Consider the following 20,435-nt stretch of genomic DNA (forward strand, 5'->3'; position numbering starts at 1 on the left):
GTGCGCTGTTCATACGCGAGGGCGACGGGAGAAGCGAATGAGCGATTCTGCGATTGACCTGGACGACGTGCAAGGCGTCATCCTGCATGGCTACCGCGTCAAGCTGGTGCGGCATTTCGTGCTCACGATCACGGATGCGGGCGCAACCGGCAGGCTGATCGCGGCGCTGGTGCGGGGCGACCATGGCTTGCCCGCGATCACGACGGCCAGGCGCATTGCGCCCAAGCCGGCCCTGTTCATGAACATCTGCTTCAGCGCGTCCGGCCTGGCTGCGCTCGGCATCAGCGCGCAACAGTTGGCCAGCTTCGACGCGGCGTTCCGGCGTGGCGCGACCGATCCGGCCAGTGCGGCGACGGTGGGCGACGTGGGACCGAGCGCGCCGCAGCACTGGATCGGCGGCTTGCACGATGGCGCGCGGGTGCATATTTTGCTCAGCTTGTGGGCGACCGATTCGCACGCGGCGCTCGAGGACGCGTCGGCCCGCTTGCGCGCCGCGTTCACGAACGGCGTGACCGAGCTGTACGTGCAGGACGGTGCGGAATTCCCGGACAGAACCGTCCATTTCGGCTACCGCCACGGCATCGCGCAGCCGACCATCATCGGCGTGCCGCGCAAGCGGGATGCGCCCGATGCCCAGCCGCCGGTGCCGGCCGGCGAATTTTTGCTCGGCCACCGCAATGCTGGAGGGGGCACCTACCGGGTGTTGCCGGATGAATTGTCGAGCAACAGCAGCTATGCCGTGTTCCGGATACTGGAACAGGATGTGGCCGGGTTCGAGGCCATGCTGGCGCGTTTTTCCGCACAGACGGGCATCGATATCGAGATGCTTGCGGCAAAACTTCTCGGGCGCTGGCGCAACGGCAATCCGCTGACCTTGACGCCAACGGCGCAAGGCGCGCCGCTGCCGGATGCGCAGCTGAACAGCTTTGAGTTCGTCGGCAGCGATCCTGCCACGAACGATACGCTGGGCCTGAAATGCCCGATCGGCGCCCACATCCGGCGCAACAATCCGCGCGACGCCGCCGTGATCGGCACCGACAGTACCCATCACCGGCTCATGCGGCGCTCGATGCCGTATGGTCCGCAGTATGATCCGGACCACCCTGACACGCATGCGCGCGGGCTGATCGGCTTCTTTATCAACGCGAGCATCCGCAACCAGTTCGAATTCCTGAGCAGCGAGTGGAACCGGAGGGATGATTTCGTGAAATCGGCGACCGGCCCCGAGGGCGCGGCCGCCGGCAATGCCGTCTACAACATCAGCGGCGAGGATTTTCTTGCCGGCGTGAACGATCCGGCCAGCAGCGCGTTCACCCTGCCCGGCAAGGGTCCGAAAGGCAGCGCCAACCGGACCCTGGACGGCTTTTCACGGCTGGTGACCACGCGCGGCGGGGTGTACTGCTTTTTCCCGAGCATCAAAGGACTGCTGTACCTGGCGCAATTGACAGCCGCCGCCGGGGCCGTGCCTTACCAGCGGTAGCTTGCCGTGACGATGATCTTGCGCGCTTCGCCATAAAAGCAACCGTAGGTGCAACTGCCGATATAGGTCTTGTCCGCCAGATTGGTGACGTTGAGCGCGAGTTTCCACGGCCCGGTGCTGTAGCTGGCCATGGCATCGATCAGCGTGACGGACGGCACGATCACCGGCGTGCCATGCGCCGCGCCATGCGTGCTGCCCACGTAGCGCACGCCCGTGCCTATTCGTAAACCGCGCAAACCGGGCAAGCCGGCCGCGCCGAAGCCCTCATCGCCCCAGATCGAGAACTGGTTGTACGGCACGCTGTCGACACGCCGCCCTTCGCGTTCGGGATACAGGGGGCTCGCCTTGGTGGTGCGGGCGTCGGTGTAGGCGTAAGCGGCGATCAGGTTGGCGGTTTTGCCGATCCGGGTGCGCGCTTCCAGTTCCAGGCCGCGCGAACGCACTTCGCCTGCCTGCATGGCAAAGTTGGCATCCTGCGGGTCTTCCACCTGCACGTTCTGGCGGGTCAGCTGGTACACCGCAGCCGAGAGCAGCATGTCGGCGCCCTTGGGCTGGTAGCGCAGCCCGGCTTCGAACTGCTTGCCTTCGGACGGCTTGAAGCGCGCGCCGGTGCGGTCGACGCCGGTGGTCGGCTCGAACGATTCGCTGTAGCTGGCAAACGGCGCCAGGCCGTTGTCGGCCAGGTACACCAGCCCTGCCCTGCCGGTAAAGGCATGGCTTTTTTCATTGTCGGCCCGCACGCCGCCAAAGAATCCGGCTTCGTTGTAGCGCATCATGTCGTAGCGACCGCCCAGCGAGGCCACCCATTTCTCGCCCACCTTGACCTGGTCCTGCGCGTAGACGCCGATGCGCTTGCCGTCGGCCTTGTAGGCGAAGGTATTCGGCGCGCGCTCGCTACCCACGGCGCTGCCGTACACCGGTGCGAACAGGTCGAGATTGGCCAGCGTGCGCGTGTAGCGTTCGGTTTCTTCGCGTCCGCGCGAGTAGTCGATGCCCGCCAGGATGGTCTGCCTGACGGCGCCCTCGCCCAGCTGGTATTGGAGCGACGTGTCCGACACCAGCGACGAGGACCGGTCGGCGCGCTCGGTGGCCCAGCGCAGGGCCGTTACGCGGGCGCTGGCGTCAACCCCGCCCCACACCTCGGTGTAGTCGAAGGCGTTGCTCGCATGGGCATAACGCAGGCTGTTTTTGAGCTTGAGCCGCTCGGTGAACGCATGCTCGAACAGGTATCCGGCGGAATACCGTTCCAGCGCGAACCGATCAAAGCCCGGCTCGCCCACGAAGCGCTGGCGCGCAATCGGGCCGTTGGCGTTGGGCAGCACCGTCCCTTCGGCGGGCAGGCCGTAGACATTGACTGTGCGGTCTTTTTGATAGTCTCCCAAAAAAGTGAGCGAGGTTGCCGCGTTCGGTTTCCACGTCAGCGCGGGCGCCACGAAACGGCGGTTGTCGGGTACGTGATCGATGAAGGTGTCGCTGTCGCGCCAGAGCGCGGTAAGGCGGTACGACCAGACGCCATCGTCGCTCAGCGGGCCGCCAAGATCGGCCGATACCTGTTTGCGCTTGAATGAGCCTCCTTCCAGATTGATTTCGTGCACCGGTTCCGCCGTGGGACGCTTGCTGACCGTATTGATGATGCCGCCAGGCCCGCCCGCCCCGAACAGGACCGACGCGGCGCCCTTGACTACTTCGACCCGTTCCAGGCCATATAGTTCCTGGCGACCGTCGTAGCGGGTGACGCCGTAGCGGGTGCCGTCGCGGTAGTGGTTGCCAAGGTCCGAGGTGGCCTGGAAGCCGCGCAGGAAAAACTGGTCGGTGGTGCGGTCGGCCGCTTCGTTACGGGCCACGCCGGCCACGTAGGCGAGCACGTCTTGCAAGCTTTGCGACTTAAGGGTATCGATCTCCTCCGCGCCGACCACGCTGACGGACTGCGGCGTTTCAATGATCGGCGTGTCGGTTTTGGTGGCCGTGGCGCTGCGCCGGGCCACGTAGCCGCGGATGGGACCGCTTGCAGTCTCCGGCTCGGCGTTGTCGAGCACGGTGATCGTCGGCAGCACGGCGGCCTCGGGCCGGGCGCCCGGACGGGCGGACGGGCGCTCGGCCAGCTTGACCAGGGTGTAGCTGCCGTTGGCCTGGCGCAGCGCTTGCAGGCCGTGTCTGCGCAAGACCTCGTCGAAGCCGGCCTGCACGCTCGTGGTGGCGTTCAGGCCGGCGCTGGTCTTGCCGTTCAGTAGCGTTGCATCGGCGGACAGCTCGATCCCGGCGGCGCTGGCGAAGCTGGTCAAGGTGCGGTCCAGCGGACCGGGCGCGATCTGGTAGCTGCGCGCCGGGGCGCCTTGGGCCTGGGCCTGCGTGGCCAGGCCAAGGCCGAGGCCAAGGCCAAGCCCGGCCAGCAAGACGGCGCGCACGGCGGCCGCGCCACGGTGGAGCGTCAAGGCCGGTCGACGCGTTGAGGGTGTGAGGGAGGAATGGCGGTACGGATGGGTCATGGTGGGGTCCTGGAGTTCGGAAGAATGCGGGAGTGCTTACTTGTATCCCGAACGAGAACCGGAAACCCTCAAGCCGAAACGACGATTTCCACAAAAAATCTTACACGGCGTTATCAACGGGCGCGCACGGTGACCCAGTAGCGGCTGCGATAGGCCACGGCGACCGGCAGCGCCAGCGCCAGGTTGCGCAGTGCGCGGTCGGTGTCGCGCAGCGAAAACACGCCGGTCACGCGCATGGCGGCAATGGCGGGATCGCAGCGCAGCACACCCGCCCGGTAGCGCGCCAGTTCGGCGACAAAGTCGGCCACGCGCATGTCTTCGGCCACCAGCAAGCCGTCCGACCAGGCGGCGGCGCTGGCTTGCACCGGCCCGGACGGCTCGATGCGGTCCTGCGAAAATGCCGCGCCCTGGCCGGCGTCGATGCGCACGGCAGCGTGAAGATGGTTGTGTGCGCGCAGCTCGACAGCCCCGTCGAGCACGCCGACACGCGTCAGATCCGCATGCTGGCGCACCAGAAAGCGGGTGCCGAGGGCTTGCACCACGCCATCGCGCGTGCGCACCCGGAAAGGGCGTTGCGCGGCCATCGGATCGGGCGCGGTCGTGACCAGGATTTCGCCGGCGCGCACGATCACCAGGCGCTCGGCGCCGCCGAAGCGCAGGTCGATCGCCGTGGCGCTGGCCAGCACCACGTGGCTACCGTCCGGCAAGATGAGCGCGCGCGTGGCGCCGGTGGCGGTACTGTGATCGGAGGCGATGCGGTCCCAGGTTTCGGGGCCGCGCAACGACCAGGCGGCGCCCGCGCTCACGCCCAGGCCCAGCAGTTGCAGCGCACGGCGGCGCGTGACCCAGGCGCTTGCCGCGGGCTCGCGCAAGGCGTGCTGGGCAATCTCGCGCGGAACGCTGACCAGCTTGTCTTCGACGGCTTGCAGGCGGCGCCAGGCGCGTTCGTGGTCCGGATGGGCCGCGCGCCACGCGCCGCACGCAGCCTGGTCGGCCGCGCTGGCCTGGTCCGACCACAGGCGGGCCATCCAGGCGGCGGCCTGGCTGACGGTGGCGGGGTCGAGCGGGGCTGCGCTCATGACGCGATCGCGCCCTGCTGCGCCGGGGCGTGCAGTGCGCTGGCGCACACCTGCAAGGCCGTGGCGATGTACTTTTCCACCGACGAGACCGACACCTGGAGGCGCTCGGCGATGTCGCGGTAACTCATGCCTTCCAGCTTGCACAGCAAGAGCGCCGAGCGGGCCTTGGCCGGCACGCAGTGCAGCAGCGCATCGATCTCGACCAGCGCTTCGAGCGTGATGGCGCGCGCCTCTTCGGACGGAACGTGCGCCGCCGGCAGCAGCGCGATGGCCTCAAGGTAAGCCAGTTCGATCTGGCGCCGCCGGTACAGGTCGACCACGAGGCCGTTGGCGATCCGGCTCAGGTGGCGGCGCGACTGCCCGGGCGGCGGCACGCGGCCGCTGGTGATGATGCGCAGATAGGTGTCATGCGCCAGGTCGGCCGCATCGCAGGCGTTGCCCAGCCGTTTGCGCAGCCAGCCGCGCAACCAGCCGTGATGGTCGGTGTACAGCGTTTCAAGCGCGAGTGGAGGTGGGGAACTGGACATGCAAGCGATCACTTAAGAATGAGAATTATTCTCAATTGTAATGCTTGCTGGGTGAGCGGGCAATTTAATTGCGCGATCCAGGGCCTTGCGCGGTCCAGGGCGCCGGACCGGAATGGCGCAACCGTGGCCTGCGCCGCGCTCTACTCGACCTGCGAAAAGCGCCCTACCCAGCCTTGCTCGCCAGTCTCGCCGGGAACGCTGTCGATCTGCTGGGTCAGCCGCACCAGCTCACCATCGCGCCGGCGCAGCCACACAGCGCCGCGCCAGCTGCCATGCAGGGCGAGCGAGCGCATGATGTCCTGGTCCAGCCCGGGCGCCTGGTCGGCGCCGCGCAGCAGGTCCTGATGCTGGCCGAGCACTTCCTCGGGGGCGTAGCCGGTGAGCGCGCTAAAGGCGCTGTTCACGTCGGAAATGACGCCCTGCTGGTCGCTGATGAACATCGCATCGGGCGCGAGCGTGAAGACCTGCGCCTGGCGCCGCATGCGCCCTTCGGCGGCGCTGCGCGCGCTCACATCGATCACCACCGCGCGGCAGGCTTGGCCATCATTGGACAAGGTGGTGCGCACTTCCACAGTGCGCCGGGCGCCGTCCTTGGCAACGAGCACCACTTCGCACTGCGCATCGGACATCGTCGCAAACAGGGACTTGAGGCAGGCCGCGAGGCGGCCACGGTCGGCTTCGGCGACAAACACGCCGAGGCGCTTGTCGATCACGCGGGCCCGTTCGATACCGAGCAGGCGCGCAGCGGCCAGGTTAAGCTCGGCAATCTTGCCGACGCGGTCGAGCGTAAAATACGGCACGGGCGCGAAATCGAACAGCTCGGTGTAGCTGGCCAGCGCAGCCTCGATCCAGGCGCGCGCCGCTTCCAGCTGCTCGTTCTGCAATTCAAGTTCGACCTGGTGCACCTGCAGTTCGTGCAGCAGGCGCTGCGGATTGTCGAGGTGCCGCGCGCCGCCAGTGAGCGCGCGCCCCTGTTCGGACAGCCGTTCCTGCGCGCGCAGGCGCAGTTCGGCATCGGCTGGCGCCGGTTCATTGCTCATGATGGTTTTCCTGATTGATGCGGCGCTCCAGGATGGCCTGCGCCTCTTGCACGATTTGTTGCAGGTCGGCGCCTGGCGCATCGCCTTGCCGCAACACCGACAGCGCCTGGCCGAGCGTGTGCGCCAGTCGCCTGTGTTCGGTCACATCTTCCTTGACCGAAATGAAGTAGCCGGGCTCGGGGGAATACAGCGCGCAGTTGATCCATTGCGCTCCGCCATTGCAGGAGACATCCAGGCGCTCCGGCTTGCCGCTGGTCGCCACCCGCACGCAGGCGGCGAACAGGTCCGCGTTGAAGGGATAGATCGCGCCGGCCAGTTCCGACTGGCGCTTGCCGACCGCATCCTGCAGCCCGGTCAGTTCCTTGAACTTGGGATTGACTTCAAGAACCAGGAAATCGCGCGGAATACCATTGTCCAAGATCAACTGGTGACAGGCAACCGCGTTCAGCGAATGTTCCAGCAATTGCCGGAAACGCGCTTCGGCCCGCTTTTGCTCCGTGATTTCCCAGGCCATGCCGGAGACGCCGATAATCGCGCCCGCATGGTCGCGCGCCGGCTCGGCAAAAAAATCGTAGTAGTGGACCGCGCCATGCAGGTGCGCACTGGTTTCGGTATGCACGCTGACGCCTTGTTCGAGCGCCTGGCGTTTGAGCGCGCTCAGGCGCGCGGCGTCGTCCGGCGGCAACAACTCGGCGTCGGTCTTGCCGATGGCGTCGCCCGAGCGCAGTTGCGGTTGCAAGTTGTGGACCCAGGTGTAGCGCAGGTCGCGGTCCTGGCTGAACACGGTCAGCGGCGCGTGTTCGATGGCAATCCGGAAGCGCTCGTCGCTGAGCCGCAAGGCGCGTTCCAGCGTTTTCGCGGCGCTGATGTCGATAAACGTGATGACCACGCCGTCGATCCGGTTGTCCTGGGTGCGGTAAGGCATGATGCGCACCGTGAACCAGCGGCCGTCGAGCGCGCTGACCTGCACTTCGCGGAACACCAGCGAGCGCAGCACTTCACGGGCGTCCTCGGCCAGCGAGGGGTAGTCGAGCGTGCTGACCAGGTCGGTGATCGGGCGCCCGGCGTCGCTCGGAATGAGCTTGATGATGGCGGTGATCCGATTGGTGAAGCGCCGCACGCGCATGTCGTCATCGAGGAACAAGGTGGCGATGTCGGTGCTGTTGAGCAGGTTTTTCATGTCGTCGCTGGCTTGCGACAATTCGTCGACCTTGGCCGACAATTCATGATTGACCGTCTGCAACTCCTCATTCATCGACTGCATCTCTTCCTTGGAGGTGGTCAGTTCCTCGTTGGTGCTTTGCAATTCTTCGTTAGTGCTTTGCAATTCCTCATTGGTCGATTTCAACTCTTCCTGCGAGGTCTGCATCTCTTCGCGCGCGTGTTGCAGCTCCTCGCGCGATTGGGCGATTTCTTGCGTCATCGCATCCATGCGCTCGGCCTCGACGCCGCCCGGCTGGCCCTTGCGCGGCGTTCTGGGGCGCGCGGCCGGCTGGTCCGAGAACACGATCAGGACCATGCCGCGCAGCGGCGCCGGTTCCTGCAGGCTGTGCACCTCCACATTGACCAGCAGCGCACCGTCGTGGCCGCCCACGCGCAATCCCCTGAGCACCTGGCTGCCCTGCTCGCGCACGACGCGGGCGAAGACTTCGTTCAAGGCGCCGGCCAGCCCTTCGCGCGCCATGGCGAAGATGTTCAGGTTGGCCTTGCCGGCGGCCGGTTCGAGGTATTTACCGGTCTTGCCGCTGATGTAGATCAGGTCGCCCTTGTCGGTGGTGAGGACGGCCGCCGGCGAAAAGCGTTGTTGCAACAGCGAGTCGATCAGGGTTTGCACGCTGGAACCGCCCGGCTGGACCTGGGCGGTGGTCGGAATCGGTTCGACCAGCCCTTTGCGGGCACGGCCGTAAATCGACGCCGGAAAATCGACCGGCTCGGTGCGCGGACTGCTTTCGCGGCGCTGGTAGATGCGCGTCTTGCCCGGCCAGGCGGTAAACAGGTCGCTGGCCGTGCCCACCGTTTCTGCGCTGCCCAGCACCAGGATACCGCCCGGGCGCAGGCTGTAGTGAAACAGGGGCAGCAGCTTTTTCTGCAGGTCCGCCTCCAGGTAAATCAGCAGGTTGCGGCAGGTCAGCAGGTCGAGCTTGGTAAACGGCGGGTCCATTACCAGGTTCTGCGGTGCGAAGGTGACCATCTCGCGGATTTCCTTGCAGACCCGGTAGCCGCCATCGCGCTCGACGAAATAGCGGCGCAGGCGCGTTTCGCTGACATCGGCCACGATATTGCCGGAAAACTCACCGGCGCGCGCGCGGTCGATCGCGTCGCTGTCGAGATCGGTGGCAAAAATTTGCAGGGTGAAACGCGCTTCCGGCTTGAGGCGATCGACGGTATCGCGAAACGCCATCGCCAGCGAATACGCTTCTTCGCCGGTGGAACAGGCCGGGATCCAGGCGCGCAAGACGGCGCCTTGCGGATGGGCGGCCAGCAGCGCGGGAATGGCCTCGTTCTCGATCTGCTCCCACACGGCGGCGTCGCGGAAGAAACTGGTTACACCGATCAGCAATTCCTTGAACAGCAACTGGGCTTCCTGGGCATTCTCGCGCACGTAGCGCACATAGTCGGCGATGCTGCCCAGCTGGTGCAGGCTCATGCGGCGCTCGATGCGGCGGTAGATGGTGCTTTTCTTGTAGAACGAAAAATCATGCCCGCTTTGGGCGCGCAGGATCACCACGATTTTTTCGAGCGCGCTGCCGTCGGCATCGGAAAAGCTCAGCTCGGGCGGCGTCAGCGGCAACGGCGCGTGGCGATGGTAGGCGAGGATGCGGGCGGCCAGCTCCTCCGCGGGCGCCACCACATCGGCCAGGCCGGCGTCGATGGCGCTGCGCGGCATGCCGTCGAACTTGGCCGACGCCGGATCTTGCACGAACACGGCTCCGGCGCACTCCTTGATCGCCCGCAAACCGAGCGAGCCATCCGCGCCCATGCCCGAGAGAATCACGGCGATGCTGTTGGCTTGCTGGTCGGCGGCGAGCGAGCGCAGGAAAAAATCGACCGGCAGGCGCAGCCCGCGCGGCGCGGCCGGTTCGAGCAGGTGCAGGACGCCGTGCAGGATCGACAGGTCGCAATCGGGCGCGATGATATACAAATGATCCGGCTCGACCCGCAGGCGGTCGGTGATTTCGACGACGGGCATGCTGGTGCTGCGCTGCAAGAGCTCGACCATGATGCTTTTGTGGATGGGATCGAGGTGCTGCACGACCACAAACGCCAGGCCGCTGTCTTCCGGCACGCCCGAGAGGAACAATTCGAGTGCTTCGAGTCCGCCGGCCGAGGCGCCGATGCCGACGATGGCGCGCGGCGTGCCGCCCGGATGGGCTGCGCGTGGTTCGGGCAGGGTAGCGGGCGGGTGCGGTGTCGTGCTGGTTTTTCTCATGGGAAGCTGAAGGTACATCGTGGGAGTTAAACCGCGTCGCTGGCGGCGGCAGGCGTCGGGACGTACTATAACATTCGGACCTGCGGGCCAGTACCCTTGCTTGCCTGGGCATCTTACAATTCGACCGGCTTGGGCACAAACTGGCGCGCCGGGCGCCGCTACTGTTGGTCGAGCAGGTGCGGGTCGGCGCTCAGGGCCGGGTCGATGCTGGCGCCGGCGGCGCTCGAACGCAGCTTGCCTTGGGTCGGGACGGCCGCGCCGGGCAACCATTTACGGGTGGCATCGACCGTGATGGCGGCGCCGGTTGCACTCACGCGCCAATGCAAGCGGATTATCCGACGGAACTCCGATGTTGTCCAATTCCTGGCATACACGGGGACGAAAAGTCTCGGGTTCAACAGGCAAACGTCATGGATATTCCATAAGAAACGCTTTGCGGGTGCTGTCGGGTGGGCAGGCACATTTTTGTACCTACTTCACAGCCGCTGGCATCGCGCCTACGATGGGCGCACTTCGACATTCACCGATCGGCATCCATGAAAAAACTCATTATCGCGACTCATCCGGACATCGACGCGTCCACCGTCAACAAGCGCTGGCTGCGGGAAGCGCAGGAAAGGGACAGCGAATTCACGGTGCACCAGTTGCATCAGGTGTATGGCGCGGGCGACGCGCTCGACGTGGCCATGGAGCAAGCGCGCTTGCTGGAGCACGAGGCGGTGATCTTCCAGTTTCCCTTGTACTGGTTCAGCACCCCACCCCTCTTGAAACGATGGCTCGATGAGGTGCTGCTGCCCGGATTTGCCTACGGCCGTGAAGCGAAGCATCGCAAGCTGGAAGGCAAGCGCATCGGCTTCGCGATTTCGGCTGGCATCCGGCAGGAGGACTATTGCCGCGAGGGCCGTTATCACTTTACGGTGGAGGAATTACTGGCGCCCTTGACGGCGACGTTCTCGTACATTCACGCGAAGAGCGTGCCGCCGTTCGTGTTGTATGGGGCGCAATACGACCCGACCGATCCGGACATTCCCGCTATCGGGCCGGCGCTGGAACGCAGCGTGCAGGGCTATCTGGCGTATCTGCGCAGAGTCTGATCGCGGCGTGGCGGCCGCATGGATCGCCGCCGCGCTAGCGCTATGGCCACGGCGCCGGCATCGGCGGAGTCAGGCCACGCGTTGCCAGGTAATCCTGGCCCCAATTGCACATCGCCTCAATGACCGGCGCAAGCGTGGCACCGACGGGCGTCACCTCATACTCCACCATGGGGACCTTGCCGGGGGTGGACCGCTTTGCAATCAAGCCATCGGCTTCCAGGTCCCTCAGTTGCTCGGTCAGCACTTTCTGCGTGATGCCGAACATCATCCGGCGCAGCTCGCCCGAGCGCGTCGTGCCTTCCATCAGATGGCACAGGATGGCGCATTTCCATTTTCCGCCGATGAGCATGACAGTCGCATCAATCGGGAAGTTGATCGTTCGTTTTGCCATTGTGTTTTTCATAGCCGCGTGACAGAGGCGCGAATGCGCGTTGATGGATTATATCGGCGCGGGCGGGTATCGGCTTGATCGCCGCCGTGTCGGCCGGCGTGACCCTGGCGGGCTTTGTACGCAATGGACAATATGCGGGTTATAGCCTCGCGGATCGGGCGGGATGAGCTGCGATTGCGTCGCACCGCGTCGGGTCCGATGCTCGCGCAGCGTGGCGTGATCTGAACAGACGAACGGCTTTGGCAGGCGTGAAACAGATGTGACGATGAAGACCTGCTCGCCAGGCTGGAGCGCTGGGGGTTGACCGTGTCGATGACTGCGTCACTAGCCGTGCCGGCGTTCCGCCAATATCATTTGACGCGCAATAGCGCCTCCACATCCCGCGCGCCGTGCAAAACGCGGACAAGCTCCACCCCACTTTTAGTGGGCAAATAGAAGACAACGTAGCGCTCGAAAGGAAAACTTCTCACACCGTGGCTCAGATCCTCACGCAATCGACCAAGATCGGGCTGCTGGGCCAACAGCTGTATTGTTGCACTCATCCTGCCGATGAAAGCGTCTGCCTGCGTCACACTGTCCTGCGCGATGAAATCCCATATCTCGTCAAGGTCGATCCGGGCGCGGGGACGGACAGTAACGGCGCCCATTCATGCACCGTTTTCTGCCTTGATGGCGCGCCTTGCGTACCCTGCCCGAGTTATCTCGTCGGCATCCCAATGTACAGCAGGTCCGCTGCTCAATCCTTCCTCGATATCCTGACGTAGTTGAAGATGCTTTGCCACTCGCGTCTGGTCGTGCTCTTGCATGAGACGCAGAGCGTCATGGACCACCTCGCTCGCCGATGCGTACATGCCAGACGCAAGCTTTTCGCGCACCATTTGTTCAAACTGCGGCGCTAACGCTATTTTCATGGTCATTCTGAACTCCCCGGTCACTGATAGGATACGGCATCAATTGTCATTATTTGACATCTGTACGACGAAAAGGTTCACCCCTTGCCTGCCTGTGTCGCCTGAGATCAATGTTCGATATACACCTTGTCGCGGATGAATTGCAGATGCGCCTTGAAGACGGCGTTTTCTTTCAACGACAGCGAGGGATCGAAAACCAGTTCGCCGCCATACGCCATCCCCGGTTCGCCGCCCAACTGCGTCTGTCCGCGCGCGGCGAATTTTTGCGCGCCCTGGCGCATGATCACTTTCAAGGTGCTGGAATCAATCCCGCCGCCGCAAAAATATTTGTAGGGAACGGTGACTTCGGCGATGCCGTTTTGGTCGAGGTCGGTGACAGTAATGTACTTGGGGAAAAAATTGGCCGATGAATCCACGATGGGACAGTCATTCTCATCCTGGATCAGCCATTCGCGGGCCCAGCGGTTGGCTTTGTGCACGTACAGCGAGGCGAACAATTCGTGGAGTTCCTCCTTGTCGCCCGGCGTGGCATTTCCCGCGCTCGACGACCCGGTGCGCAAGCTGACCACCAGAATGTGCTCGCCGGCGGCATCGACGATGCGCGCCGCCTTGACCAGCTTGCCCGGCACGGCGATCCGCTCGGCTTTCAGGAACGCGGACGTGACCGGCGCGTGCTGCACGGCGGCATGCGCCGGCAGCGATGCTGCGAAAAATAACAGCAGGCACAGAGGCAGCACGGAAACGGCGGATTTGATTGGCATGATTGAGGTGATATTCGCGAAACGGTGGGCGATGCGCATTTCACGGAAGTGGAATGGAGGGGCTTACTCTTTTGCTTGTTCGCTGGAACAGGGATACAAGCCGGGAAGATGGTCCGCCTGGAGGGAATCGAACCCCCATGATCGCTTTAGAAGAGCGAGGTCCTATCCGTTGAACGACAGGCGGTGTTGATCGTAGCGATATCTTACCCGAGCTGAGGGCAATTTTCCGCAAGGAAGAACCCCTGCGGAAATGAAAACGGGCTGTCAAATGAATGACAGCCCGTCTTTAACTTGGTCGGAGTACAAGGATTCGAACCTTGGACCCCCTGGTCCCAAACCAGGTGCGCTACCGGACTGCGCCACACTCCGAAGACATTATTATACGTCGGGGCAATCGCAAACGTCAACGGCACATCGTGAAGTTTTCTGTGAAATGTTGAAAACAGGAAAACTAGCTTCAAGCACCACGAATCCGCCTGCCGGCGCGTCCATCGACGGACGCGCCCTCCCCGCCGCTACTGCTCGATTACGCCGGCACCTTGTTGGCAATCCGGCGCGCGGTCGATTCGGCGACCTGCGCGTTCTTCGCTTCGACCATCACGCGGATCAGCGGCTCGGTACCCGATGCGCGGATCAGCACGCGACCCGTATCGCCCAGTTCCGCTTCCACGGCTTCTTTCTCGGCCACCATGTCCGGATGCTTGGTCCAGTCGAAACCGGACGGCACCTTCACGTTAATCAAGGTCTGCGGATACAAGGTCAGTTCCTTGCAGCACTTGTCCAGGCTCTTGCCGCTGCGCTTGAGCGCCGACAGCACTTGCAGCGCGGAGACAATACCGTCGCCGGTGGTGTGCTTGTCGAGCGCCAGCAAGTGACCCGAGCCTTCGCCGCCGAACAGCCAGCCGTTCTCTTTCATCACTTCCAGCACATAGCGGTCGCCGACCTTGGCGCGCGCGAAGCCGACGCCGAGTTCCTTGAACGCCACTTCCAGCGCCATGTTCGTCATCAGGGTCCCGACCGCGCCGGCCACCGGGCCGGTCGTCATGCGGTCGCGCACCATCACATACAGCAGTTCGTCGCCGTTGTAGATGCGGCCGGCGCCGTCGCACATGACCAGGCGGTCGGCGTCGCCGTCGAGTGCGATGCCGAGGTCGGCGCGGTGTTCGAGCACGGCCGCGGCCATGGCTTTCGGCGCGGTCGCGCCGAAGCCGTCGTTGATGTTAAAGCCGTTCGGCTTGTTGCCGATGGCGATGACTTCCGCGCCCAGCTCGTGGAACACGTGCGGTGCGATATGGTAGGCGGCGCCGTGCGCGCAATCGAGCACGATGCGCAGGCCGCGCAGGTCCAGCTCGTTCGGGAAGGTGCTCTTGCAAAATTCGATGTAGCGGCCCTTGGCGTCTTCCAGGCGCTTGGCGCGGCCCAGCTTTTCGGCCGGCACGCATTCCATCGGCAAGTCGATCATGGCTTCGATTTCTTGCTCGACCGCGTCCGGCAGCTTGGTGCCGTGCTCGGAGAAGAACTTGATGCCGTTGTCCTGGAACGGGTTGTGCGAAGCGGAAATGACGACACCGGCGGACAGGCGCAGCGCGCGCGTCAGGTAGGCCACGGCCGGGGTCGGCATCGGGCCGGCCAGCATCACGTCCACGCCGGCGGCGTTGAAGCCCGCTTCCAGGGCCGATTCGAGCATGTAACCCGAGATCCGGGTGTCCTTGCCGATCAGGACCGTCGGACGACCCGAGGCGGCGTTGGTTTTGGCCAGGACTTTACCAGCGGCGTAGCCGAGGCGCATCACGAAATCAGGGGTGATCGGCGCCACGCCCACCAGCCCGCGCACACCGTCCGTACCGAAATATTTACGTGCCATGTTTTCTCTTTTACTCAGTGATTGAATTAGTTAATGAAGAATGCGTGGTGGCGGCTTGCCACACTTTAAGTGCATCGACTGTTTCAGTAACATCATGCACGCGCACGATGCGCGCGCCCTGCGCCACCGCAGCCAGTGCGCCGGCAAGACTGCCGGCCAGGCGCTGCTCGACCGGCTTGCCGGTCACGGCCCCGATCATCGACTTGCGCGACACCCCCGCCAGCACCGGCAAGCCGAGTTCGCGCCCCAGCTTGCCGATGTTGCGCAACAAGGCGTAGTTGTGTTCCACCGTCTTGCCGAAACCAAAACCCGGATCGATGCAGATGCGCTGGCGTTCGATGCCGATGGCCAGCATGGCCTCGATGCGCTCGCGCAAAAAATCCGTCACCTCGCGCACCACGTCGGCGTAGCTTGGGGACTGCTGCATGGTCTGCGGCGAACTTTGCATATGCATCACGCACAGCGCGCAGTCGCTGCCCGCCACCGCTTCCAGGGCGCCGGGCGCCCGGAAGGCGTTGATATCGTTGATCATGTCGACCCCGGCCAGGATCGCCTCGCGCATCACCTCGGGCTTGTAGGTGTCGATCGACAAAGGCTTGCCGAGATCGCGCAGCGCATACAGCACCGGCATCACACGGCGCAATTCTTCATCGAGGGCCAGCGCGGGCGCGCCCGGACGGCTCGATTCGCCGCCGATATCGATCAGGTCGACGCCTTCGCTTACCATTTCTTCGGCGCGCGAGAGGGCAAATTCGAGCGAGCCGAAGCGTCCGCCGTCCGAAAACGAGTCGGGCGTGACGTTGAGAATGCCCATGACCAGGGGTGTGGCCGCCATATCGAAGCCGAAGCGGCCGCATTGAAAATATTGTCGCATTGCGTTTACATCATGATGTTAATCGATCGACCATAAAAAATGCCGCTCAGTCTTGTCTGAACGGCATTATATACAAGCTTGCAAGAATCGGAGAGATTTACGCCGGTGCTGTCGCGTTCGGTGAAACGCCGCCCGGACCGCTGTCGCCCGGAGGCGGCGTGCGCTTGGTCAGGACACCCGACTTCGGCTCGCGTGGCTCGTTGCCGGCCATGATGTCGTTGATCTGGTCGGCGTCGATGGTTTCCCAGTCGAGCAGCGCCTGGGTCATTTTTTCGACCTTGTCGCGGTTCTCTTCCAGCAGGCGGCGCGACAGCGCGTACTGCGTGTCGAGGATCGAACGGATCTCGGCATCGACCTTTTGCTGGGTTGCCTCGGAAATGGTCTTGGTGGCGCCGCCGAAGAAACCTTCGTTTTCGCTATCTTCGTAGACCATCACGCCCATGCTGTCGCTCATGCCGAAACGCGTCACCATCGAGCGCGCCAGTTTGGTGGCACGCGAGAAGTCGTTCGACGCGCCGGTCGACATTTGACCGACAAACAGTTCTTCGGCGATACGACCACCGAACAGGATCGAGATTTCTTCCAGCATCTTGTCCTTGTAGCCGGACAGCACATCATGCTCAGGCAACTGCCAGGTCAGGCCCAGGGCATAACCGCGCGGCATGATCGTGACCTTGTGGACCGGATCGGCCTTCGGCAACAGCTTGGCGATGACGGCGTGGCCGGATTCGTGATACGCGGTGTTGCGGCGCTCTTCTTCACGCATGACCATCGATTTGCGCTCAGGACCCATGTAGATCTTGTCTTTCGCGTCTTCGAAGTCGCTCATTTCCACCAGGCGCTTGCTGCGGCGCGCGGCGAACAGGGCTGCTTCATTGACCAGGTTGGCCAGGTCGGCGCCCGAGAAGCCAGGCGTACCGCGTGCCAGGATGTCGGCCTTGACGTCGGCGCCGATAGGCACCTTGCGCATGTGCACATTGAGAATCTGTTCGCGGCCGCGGATGTCGGGCAAGCCCACCATGACCTGGCGGTCGAAACGGCCCGGACGCAGCAGCGCTTTGTCGAGCACGTCGGCGCGGTTGGTGGCGGCGACGACGATGACGCCGGAGCTGGCTTCAAAACCGTCCATCTCGACCAGCAATTGATTCAAGGTCTGTTCGCGCTCGTCGTTACCGCCGCCCATGCCGGCGCCACGGTGACGGCCGACCGCGTCGATCTCGTCGATGAAAATGATGCAAGGCGAGTGTTTTTTGGCGTTCTCGAACATGTCGCGCACGCGGCTGGCGCCGACGCCGACGAACATTTCGACGAAGTCCGAACCGGAAATCGAGAAGAACGGCACTTTGGCTTCGCCGGCGATGGCGCGCGCCAGCAGGGTTTTACCCGTGCCCGGAGGGCCTACCATCAGCACGCCGCGCGGAATACGGCCGCCCAGCTTCTGGAATTTGGTCGGGTCCTTGAGGAAGTCGACGATTTCGTTGACTTCTTCTTTCGCTTCGTCGCAACCGGCGACGTCGGCGAAGGTAACGGTGTTGTTGGTTTCATCCATCATGCGGGCCTTCGACTTGCCGAAGGAGAAAGCGCCACCCTTGCCGCCGCCCTGCATCTGACGCATGAAGAAAATCCATACGCCGATCAGCAACAGGAACGGGAACCAGGAAATGATCACGGTCTGCAGGAACGAGGTTTCTTCAGGCGGTTTGATATCGAAGCGAATACCGGCGTCGCGCAGGTCGCCGACCAGGCCGCGGTCGAGCAAGGTGGCGGTGGCGCGCACCTTGCTATCGTCGGTGCGGGTGGCGGTGATGTTCGGCCCTTCGATCAGCACTTCCTTGATGCGCCGTGCCTTCACGTCATCGAGCAGTTCGGAATAAGCGATGGACTTGCTGCCGCCGGCAACGTTGTGGTTGTCAAACTGCCGGAACAGCATGAACAACAACAGGGCAACGACTACCCAGATAGCGGATTTTGAAAACATATTATTCACGAAAACTCCTTCGATGCAGGCGCATCTTTTTACCGATTTTAGAACGCCGATTTTACTCGCAATAAGCAGGCGGTGCCACGCACGCCCCGCTGCCGGGCTGAAAAACTACTGAAAAGCCATGAAAATCAGGCAACTCTTACCCAATTTCCATGCCTTTTGCGGCTTTCCTTGGCTGATGTGCGGCTAAACCCATCAAATATCAAGGGGAGATTCGTCTTCCAGTGCGGTATTCTTGTCGGTAGGATTTTTCAGTCCCTTGCCAACAAGGAAAATTTCGGACGATTTATCACGGCTGGCCTTCGGCTTGATCTGCTTGACGACCTTGAACTCGGCACGGAACTTCTCCACGACCTGGCTGAAACCCATGTCTTTAAAACACTTGACGACCAGCGCGCCGGACGGTTTCATGTGGAATTGCGAAAATTCGATGGCGAGGTCGATCAGGTGTTCCATGCGGGCCGAATCGGCCGTGGGGATACCCGACAGGTTGGGCGCCATGTCCGACAGCACCAGGTCGCATTTGCGGCCGGCCAGGATGGTGTCGAGCTGGCGCAAAATGCGCGCCTCGCGGAAGTCGCCAAGGATAAAATGCATGTCGGCGATCGGCTCCATCGGCAGCATGTCGAGGCCGATGATGGTGCCGTTGATGCCGCCGCCATCCTTGCCGGCCAGCTTGCGCCGCACGTACTGGCCCCAGCTGCCCGGGGTGCAGCCGAGGTCGACGATGACCTGGCCCGATTTGATCAGCTTTTCGCTCTCGTCGATTTCCTTGAGCTTGTAAGCGGCGCGTGCACGGTAACCCTCTTTCTGCGCTAACTTCACGTAGGGGTCGTTTATGTGGTCGTGCAACCAGTTTTTGTTTAATTTGTTCTTTGCCATTCGCGTAGAATACTGCTTTTAAAGGATTATCTAAAAATATTATGCAAAAACTTACCCCCGTCGAGCGCAGCGCACTGCGCGCTGAAGCGCATGCGCTCAAGCCAGTCGTCATCATCGGCGAAGCGGGTCTGACGCCTGCCGTGATCAAAGAGATCTCGGCCAGCCTCGACTCGCACGGCCTGATCAAGGTCCGCGTGTTCGGCGACGACCGCGCCATGCGCGCAGAAATCTACGACAACATCTGTACCGAGCTCGATGCGGCTCCGGTGCAACACATCGGCAAACTGCTGGTCATTTACCGTCCCAAAGTGGAAGTGGTGAAAGAACGCAGCAGCAAGTCGGGTAAAGGAATGCGCGAAGTTACCATTGTTAAAGCGAGCGCAAGCGGTACCAAGCGTCCGTCCGTGACCAAGGTCATGATCAAAGGCAATGAGCGTGTGACGGAAGGCGGCACCATCAAGCGCGCCAAGCCGCGCCAGACCAGCCCTAAGAAAGGCGCGCTGGGGAAATAATCCCCGCGTTGCCTAACCGTCATTCCCGCGCAGGCGGGAATCCAAGTCTGTCGAGCCGACGAGTGCCTTGATAACTTGGGTTCCCGCCTCCGCGGGAACGACGAGGATAGCGGCCGAAACGACGTGGCTGTGACGCGACCTGTAGGAATCCAGGTTACTGTCTCGGGTTCTTGAACACCAGCACCGCCGCCAGCACGCTCTGTATCAAATACAACACCATCGACACCCCGTGCAGCATGCCGAACTGCTTGCGCGCGGCCGCTTCCATCACGCCGCCCGGCGCCGCTTCTTTTAACTGAGCCATCATCGGCCCCAGTCCCAGCGTACTGGCCGCCATCAAGGCCAACATCGACCCCACCACCAGCAACAGCATGCGCCGCCGCTTGGCATCGACGCCCTTGTCCAGCGCCAGCAACACCAGCAGCCCCACGCCGCACACCAGCGACACCATCGCTTCGGCCCTGAACATGCTGCCGGCAATGGTCCCCGCCAGCACGCTGTCGGACAGGGTGCGGAACAAGGTCGGGGCTACCAGGTAGCCCACCGTCCACAAACTGCCCGCCCACGCCGTCACCAGCAGCAGGCGGGCGCGCGCCAGCAGCATCAGATGTACTTGACTTCGAGGATTTCGTATTCGCGCGGGCCGGATGGCGCCTGCACTTCCACCACGTCGCCGGCGTACTTGCCGATCAAGGCGCGCGCGATCGGCGAGGTGACCGACACTTTATTGAGCTTCAAGTCCGCTTCGTCCAGGCCGACGATCTGGTAGGTCACCTTGGTGCCGTTATCCAGGTCTTCCAGGTCGACGGTGGAGGCGAACACCACGCGCCCTTCGGCGTCCAGGGTGGTCGGATCGATGATCTGCGCGGCGCCCAATTTGCCTTCCAGCTCCGCGATGCGGCCTTCGACGAATGCCTGGCGCTCCTTGGCGGCGTCGTATTCGGCGTTCTCGGACAAATCGCCATGCGAGCGCGCCTCGGCGATCGCGTCGATCACAATGCGGCGCTCCTTGGTCTTGAGCTGATGCAGCTCGTCCTTGAGCAGTTCGGCGCCGTATTTGGTAAGTGGAACTGATGTGTTCATGTCGTATTCGCGTTTCTACTGAAAAGTGAAAACCACA

Annotated in this window: 19 protein-coding genes and 2 tRNA genes; 3 read left to right on the forward strand and 18 right to left on the reverse strand. The window is 63.2% G+C overall.

The window, feature by feature from the left end; genetic code table 11:
* Positions 1-37: 37 nt before the first annotated feature.
* Positions 38-1,480 carry a Dyp-type peroxidase gene (locus tag F0185_RS10955; RefSeq protein ID WP_167224300.1) on the forward strand — a complete coding sequence of 481 codons (1,443 nt, stop codon included), beginning with the start codon at positions 38-40 and terminating at the stop codon, positions 1,478-1,480.
* Here F0185_RS10955 and F0185_RS10960 read toward each other — a convergent pair.
* The 6 genes from F0185_RS10960 to F0185_RS10985 form a co-directional block, all read right to left on the reverse strand.
* Complete coding sequence (locus tag F0185_RS10960; protein ID WP_370664000.1) at positions 1,468-3,912, reverse strand: TonB-dependent siderophore receptor; 2,445 nt, start codon at positions 3,910-3,912, stop codon at positions 1,468-1,470. The genes F0185_RS10955 and F0185_RS10960 overlap by 13 nt on opposite strands.
* A gap of 167 nt (positions 3,913-4,079) precedes the next feature.
* Positions 4,080-5,045, reverse strand: coding sequence for a FecR domain-containing protein (locus tag F0185_RS10965; protein WP_229476906.1), 966 nt, complete (start codon positions 5,043-5,045; stop codon positions 4,080-4,082).
* Positions 5,042-5,572 (reverse strand): sigma-70 family RNA polymerase sigma factor, encoded by a 531-nt coding sequence (locus F0185_RS10970; RefSeq protein ID WP_167224304.1) that lies wholly within the window; start codon positions 5,570-5,572, stop codon positions 5,042-5,044. Before F0185_RS10970 ends, F0185_RS10965 begins: the two co-directional genes overlap by 4 nt.
* 140 nt (positions 5,573-5,712) lie before the next feature.
* Positions 5,713-6,612 carry a PAS domain-containing protein gene (locus F0185_RS10975; RefSeq protein WP_167224306.1) on the reverse strand — a complete coding sequence of 300 codons (900 nt, stop codon included), beginning with the start codon at positions 6,610-6,612 and terminating at the stop codon, positions 5,713-5,715.
* Positions 6,602-10,042: a chemotaxis protein CheB gene (locus F0185_RS10980; RefSeq protein ID WP_167224308.1), complete on the reverse strand. Its 3,441-nt coding sequence runs from the start codon at positions 10,040-10,042 to the stop codon at positions 6,602-6,604. Before F0185_RS10980 ends, F0185_RS10975 begins: the two co-directional genes overlap by 11 nt.
* A gap of 158 nt (positions 10,043-10,200) precedes the next feature.
* Complete coding sequence (locus F0185_RS10985) at positions 10,201-10,356, reverse strand: hypothetical protein (protein ID WP_167224310.1); 156 nt, start codon at positions 10,354-10,356, stop codon at positions 10,201-10,203.
* 222 nt (positions 10,357-10,578) lie between these two features.
* Between F0185_RS10985 and F0185_RS10990 the strand changes: the two genes are divergently transcribed.
* A complete protein-coding gene (locus tag F0185_RS10990) occupies positions 10,579-11,136 on the forward strand; it encodes an NAD(P)H-dependent oxidoreductase (RefSeq protein ID WP_167224312.1) in 558 nt (185 codons plus the stop codon).
* 40 nt (positions 11,137-11,176) lie between these two features.
* Here the strand turns inward: F0185_RS10990 and F0185_RS10995 are convergent, their stop codons facing one another.
* From F0185_RS10995 to F0185_RS11040, 10 genes are all read right to left on the reverse strand, one after another.
* The gene (locus F0185_RS10995; protein WP_167224314.1) at positions 11,177-11,527 is read right to left on the reverse strand and encodes a winged helix-turn-helix transcriptional regulator; all 351 of its coding nucleotides are present in this window, start codon (positions 11,525-11,527) and stop codon (positions 11,177-11,179) included.
* A 350-nt stretch (positions 11,528-11,877) separates the two neighbouring features.
* A complete protein-coding gene (locus F0185_RS11000; protein ID WP_167224316.1) occupies positions 11,878-12,174 on the reverse strand; it encodes a type II toxin-antitoxin system RelE/ParE family toxin in 297 nt (98 codons plus the stop codon).
* A complete protein-coding gene (locus F0185_RS11005; RefSeq protein ID WP_167224318.1) occupies positions 12,175-12,444 on the reverse strand; it encodes a type II toxin-antitoxin system ParD family antitoxin in 270 nt (89 codons plus the stop codon). It abuts the gene before it with no gap.
* A 101-nt stretch (positions 12,445-12,545) separates the two neighbouring features.
* Positions 12,546-13,199, reverse strand: a complete 654-nt coding sequence (locus F0185_RS11010; protein ID WP_167224320.1) for a M949_RS01915 family surface polysaccharide biosynthesis protein — start codon at positions 13,197-13,199, stop codon at positions 12,546-12,548.
* Between the two features lie 109 nt (positions 13,200-13,308).
* Positions 13,309-13,383, reverse strand: a tRNA-Arg gene (locus F0185_RS11015).
* A 108-nt stretch (positions 13,384-13,491) separates the two neighbouring features.
* Positions 13,492-13,568, reverse strand: a tRNA-Pro gene (locus tag F0185_RS11020).
* 157 nt (positions 13,569-13,725) lie between these two features.
* Positions 13,726-15,063, reverse strand: a complete 1,338-nt coding sequence (gene glmM / locus F0185_RS11025) for a phosphoglucosamine mutase (protein WP_167224323.1) — start codon at positions 15,061-15,063, stop codon at positions 13,726-13,728.
* A gap of 10 nt (positions 15,064-15,073) precedes the next feature.
* Positions 15,074-15,937 (reverse strand): dihydropteroate synthase, encoded by an 864-nt coding sequence (gene folP / locus F0185_RS11030; protein WP_167224325.1) that lies wholly within the window; start codon positions 15,935-15,937, stop codon positions 15,074-15,076.
* 97 nt (positions 15,938-16,034) lie between these two features.
* Positions 16,035-17,924: an ATP-dependent zinc metalloprotease FtsH gene (gene ftsH / locus F0185_RS11035; RefSeq protein WP_167224327.1), complete on the reverse strand. Its 1,890-nt coding sequence runs from the start codon at positions 17,922-17,924 to the stop codon at positions 16,035-16,037.
* A 192-nt stretch (positions 17,925-18,116) separates the two neighbouring features.
* Positions 18,117-18,803 (reverse strand): RlmE family RNA methyltransferase, encoded by a 687-nt coding sequence (locus tag F0185_RS11040; protein WP_166888625.1) that lies wholly within the window; start codon positions 18,801-18,803, stop codon positions 18,117-18,119.
* 41 nt (positions 18,804-18,844) lie between these two features.
* Here F0185_RS11040 and F0185_RS11045 point away from each other — a divergent pair, with 41 nt between their 5' ends.
* Positions 18,845-19,315, forward strand: coding sequence for a YhbY family RNA-binding protein (locus tag F0185_RS11045; protein ID WP_166888622.1), 471 nt, complete (start codon positions 18,845-18,847; stop codon positions 19,313-19,315).
* Between the two features lie 154 nt (positions 19,316-19,469).
* On the opposite strand, the gene F0185_RS11050 is transcribed toward F0185_RS11045, so the two are convergent.
* Both F0185_RS11050 and greA read right to left on the reverse strand, forming a co-directional pair.
* Positions 19,470-19,919 carry a DUF4149 domain-containing protein gene (locus tag F0185_RS11050; RefSeq protein ID WP_167224329.1) on the reverse strand — a complete coding sequence of 150 codons (450 nt, stop codon included), beginning with the start codon at positions 19,917-19,919 and terminating at the stop codon, positions 19,470-19,472.
* On the reverse strand, positions 19,919-20,398 hold the full coding sequence (gene greA, locus F0185_RS11055) for a transcription elongation factor GreA (protein WP_167224332.1): 480 nt from the start codon (positions 20,396-20,398) through the stop codon (positions 19,919-19,921). The genes F0185_RS11050 and greA overlap by 1 nt, the downstream gene beginning before the upstream one ends.
* Between the last annotated feature and the right edge of the window lie 37 nt (positions 20,399-20,435).

The organism is Massilia rubra, from assembly GCF_011682065.1.
Taxonomy (GTDB): Bacteria; Pseudomonadota; Gammaproteobacteria; order Burkholderiales; family Burkholderiaceae_D; genus Telluria_A; species Telluria_A rubra.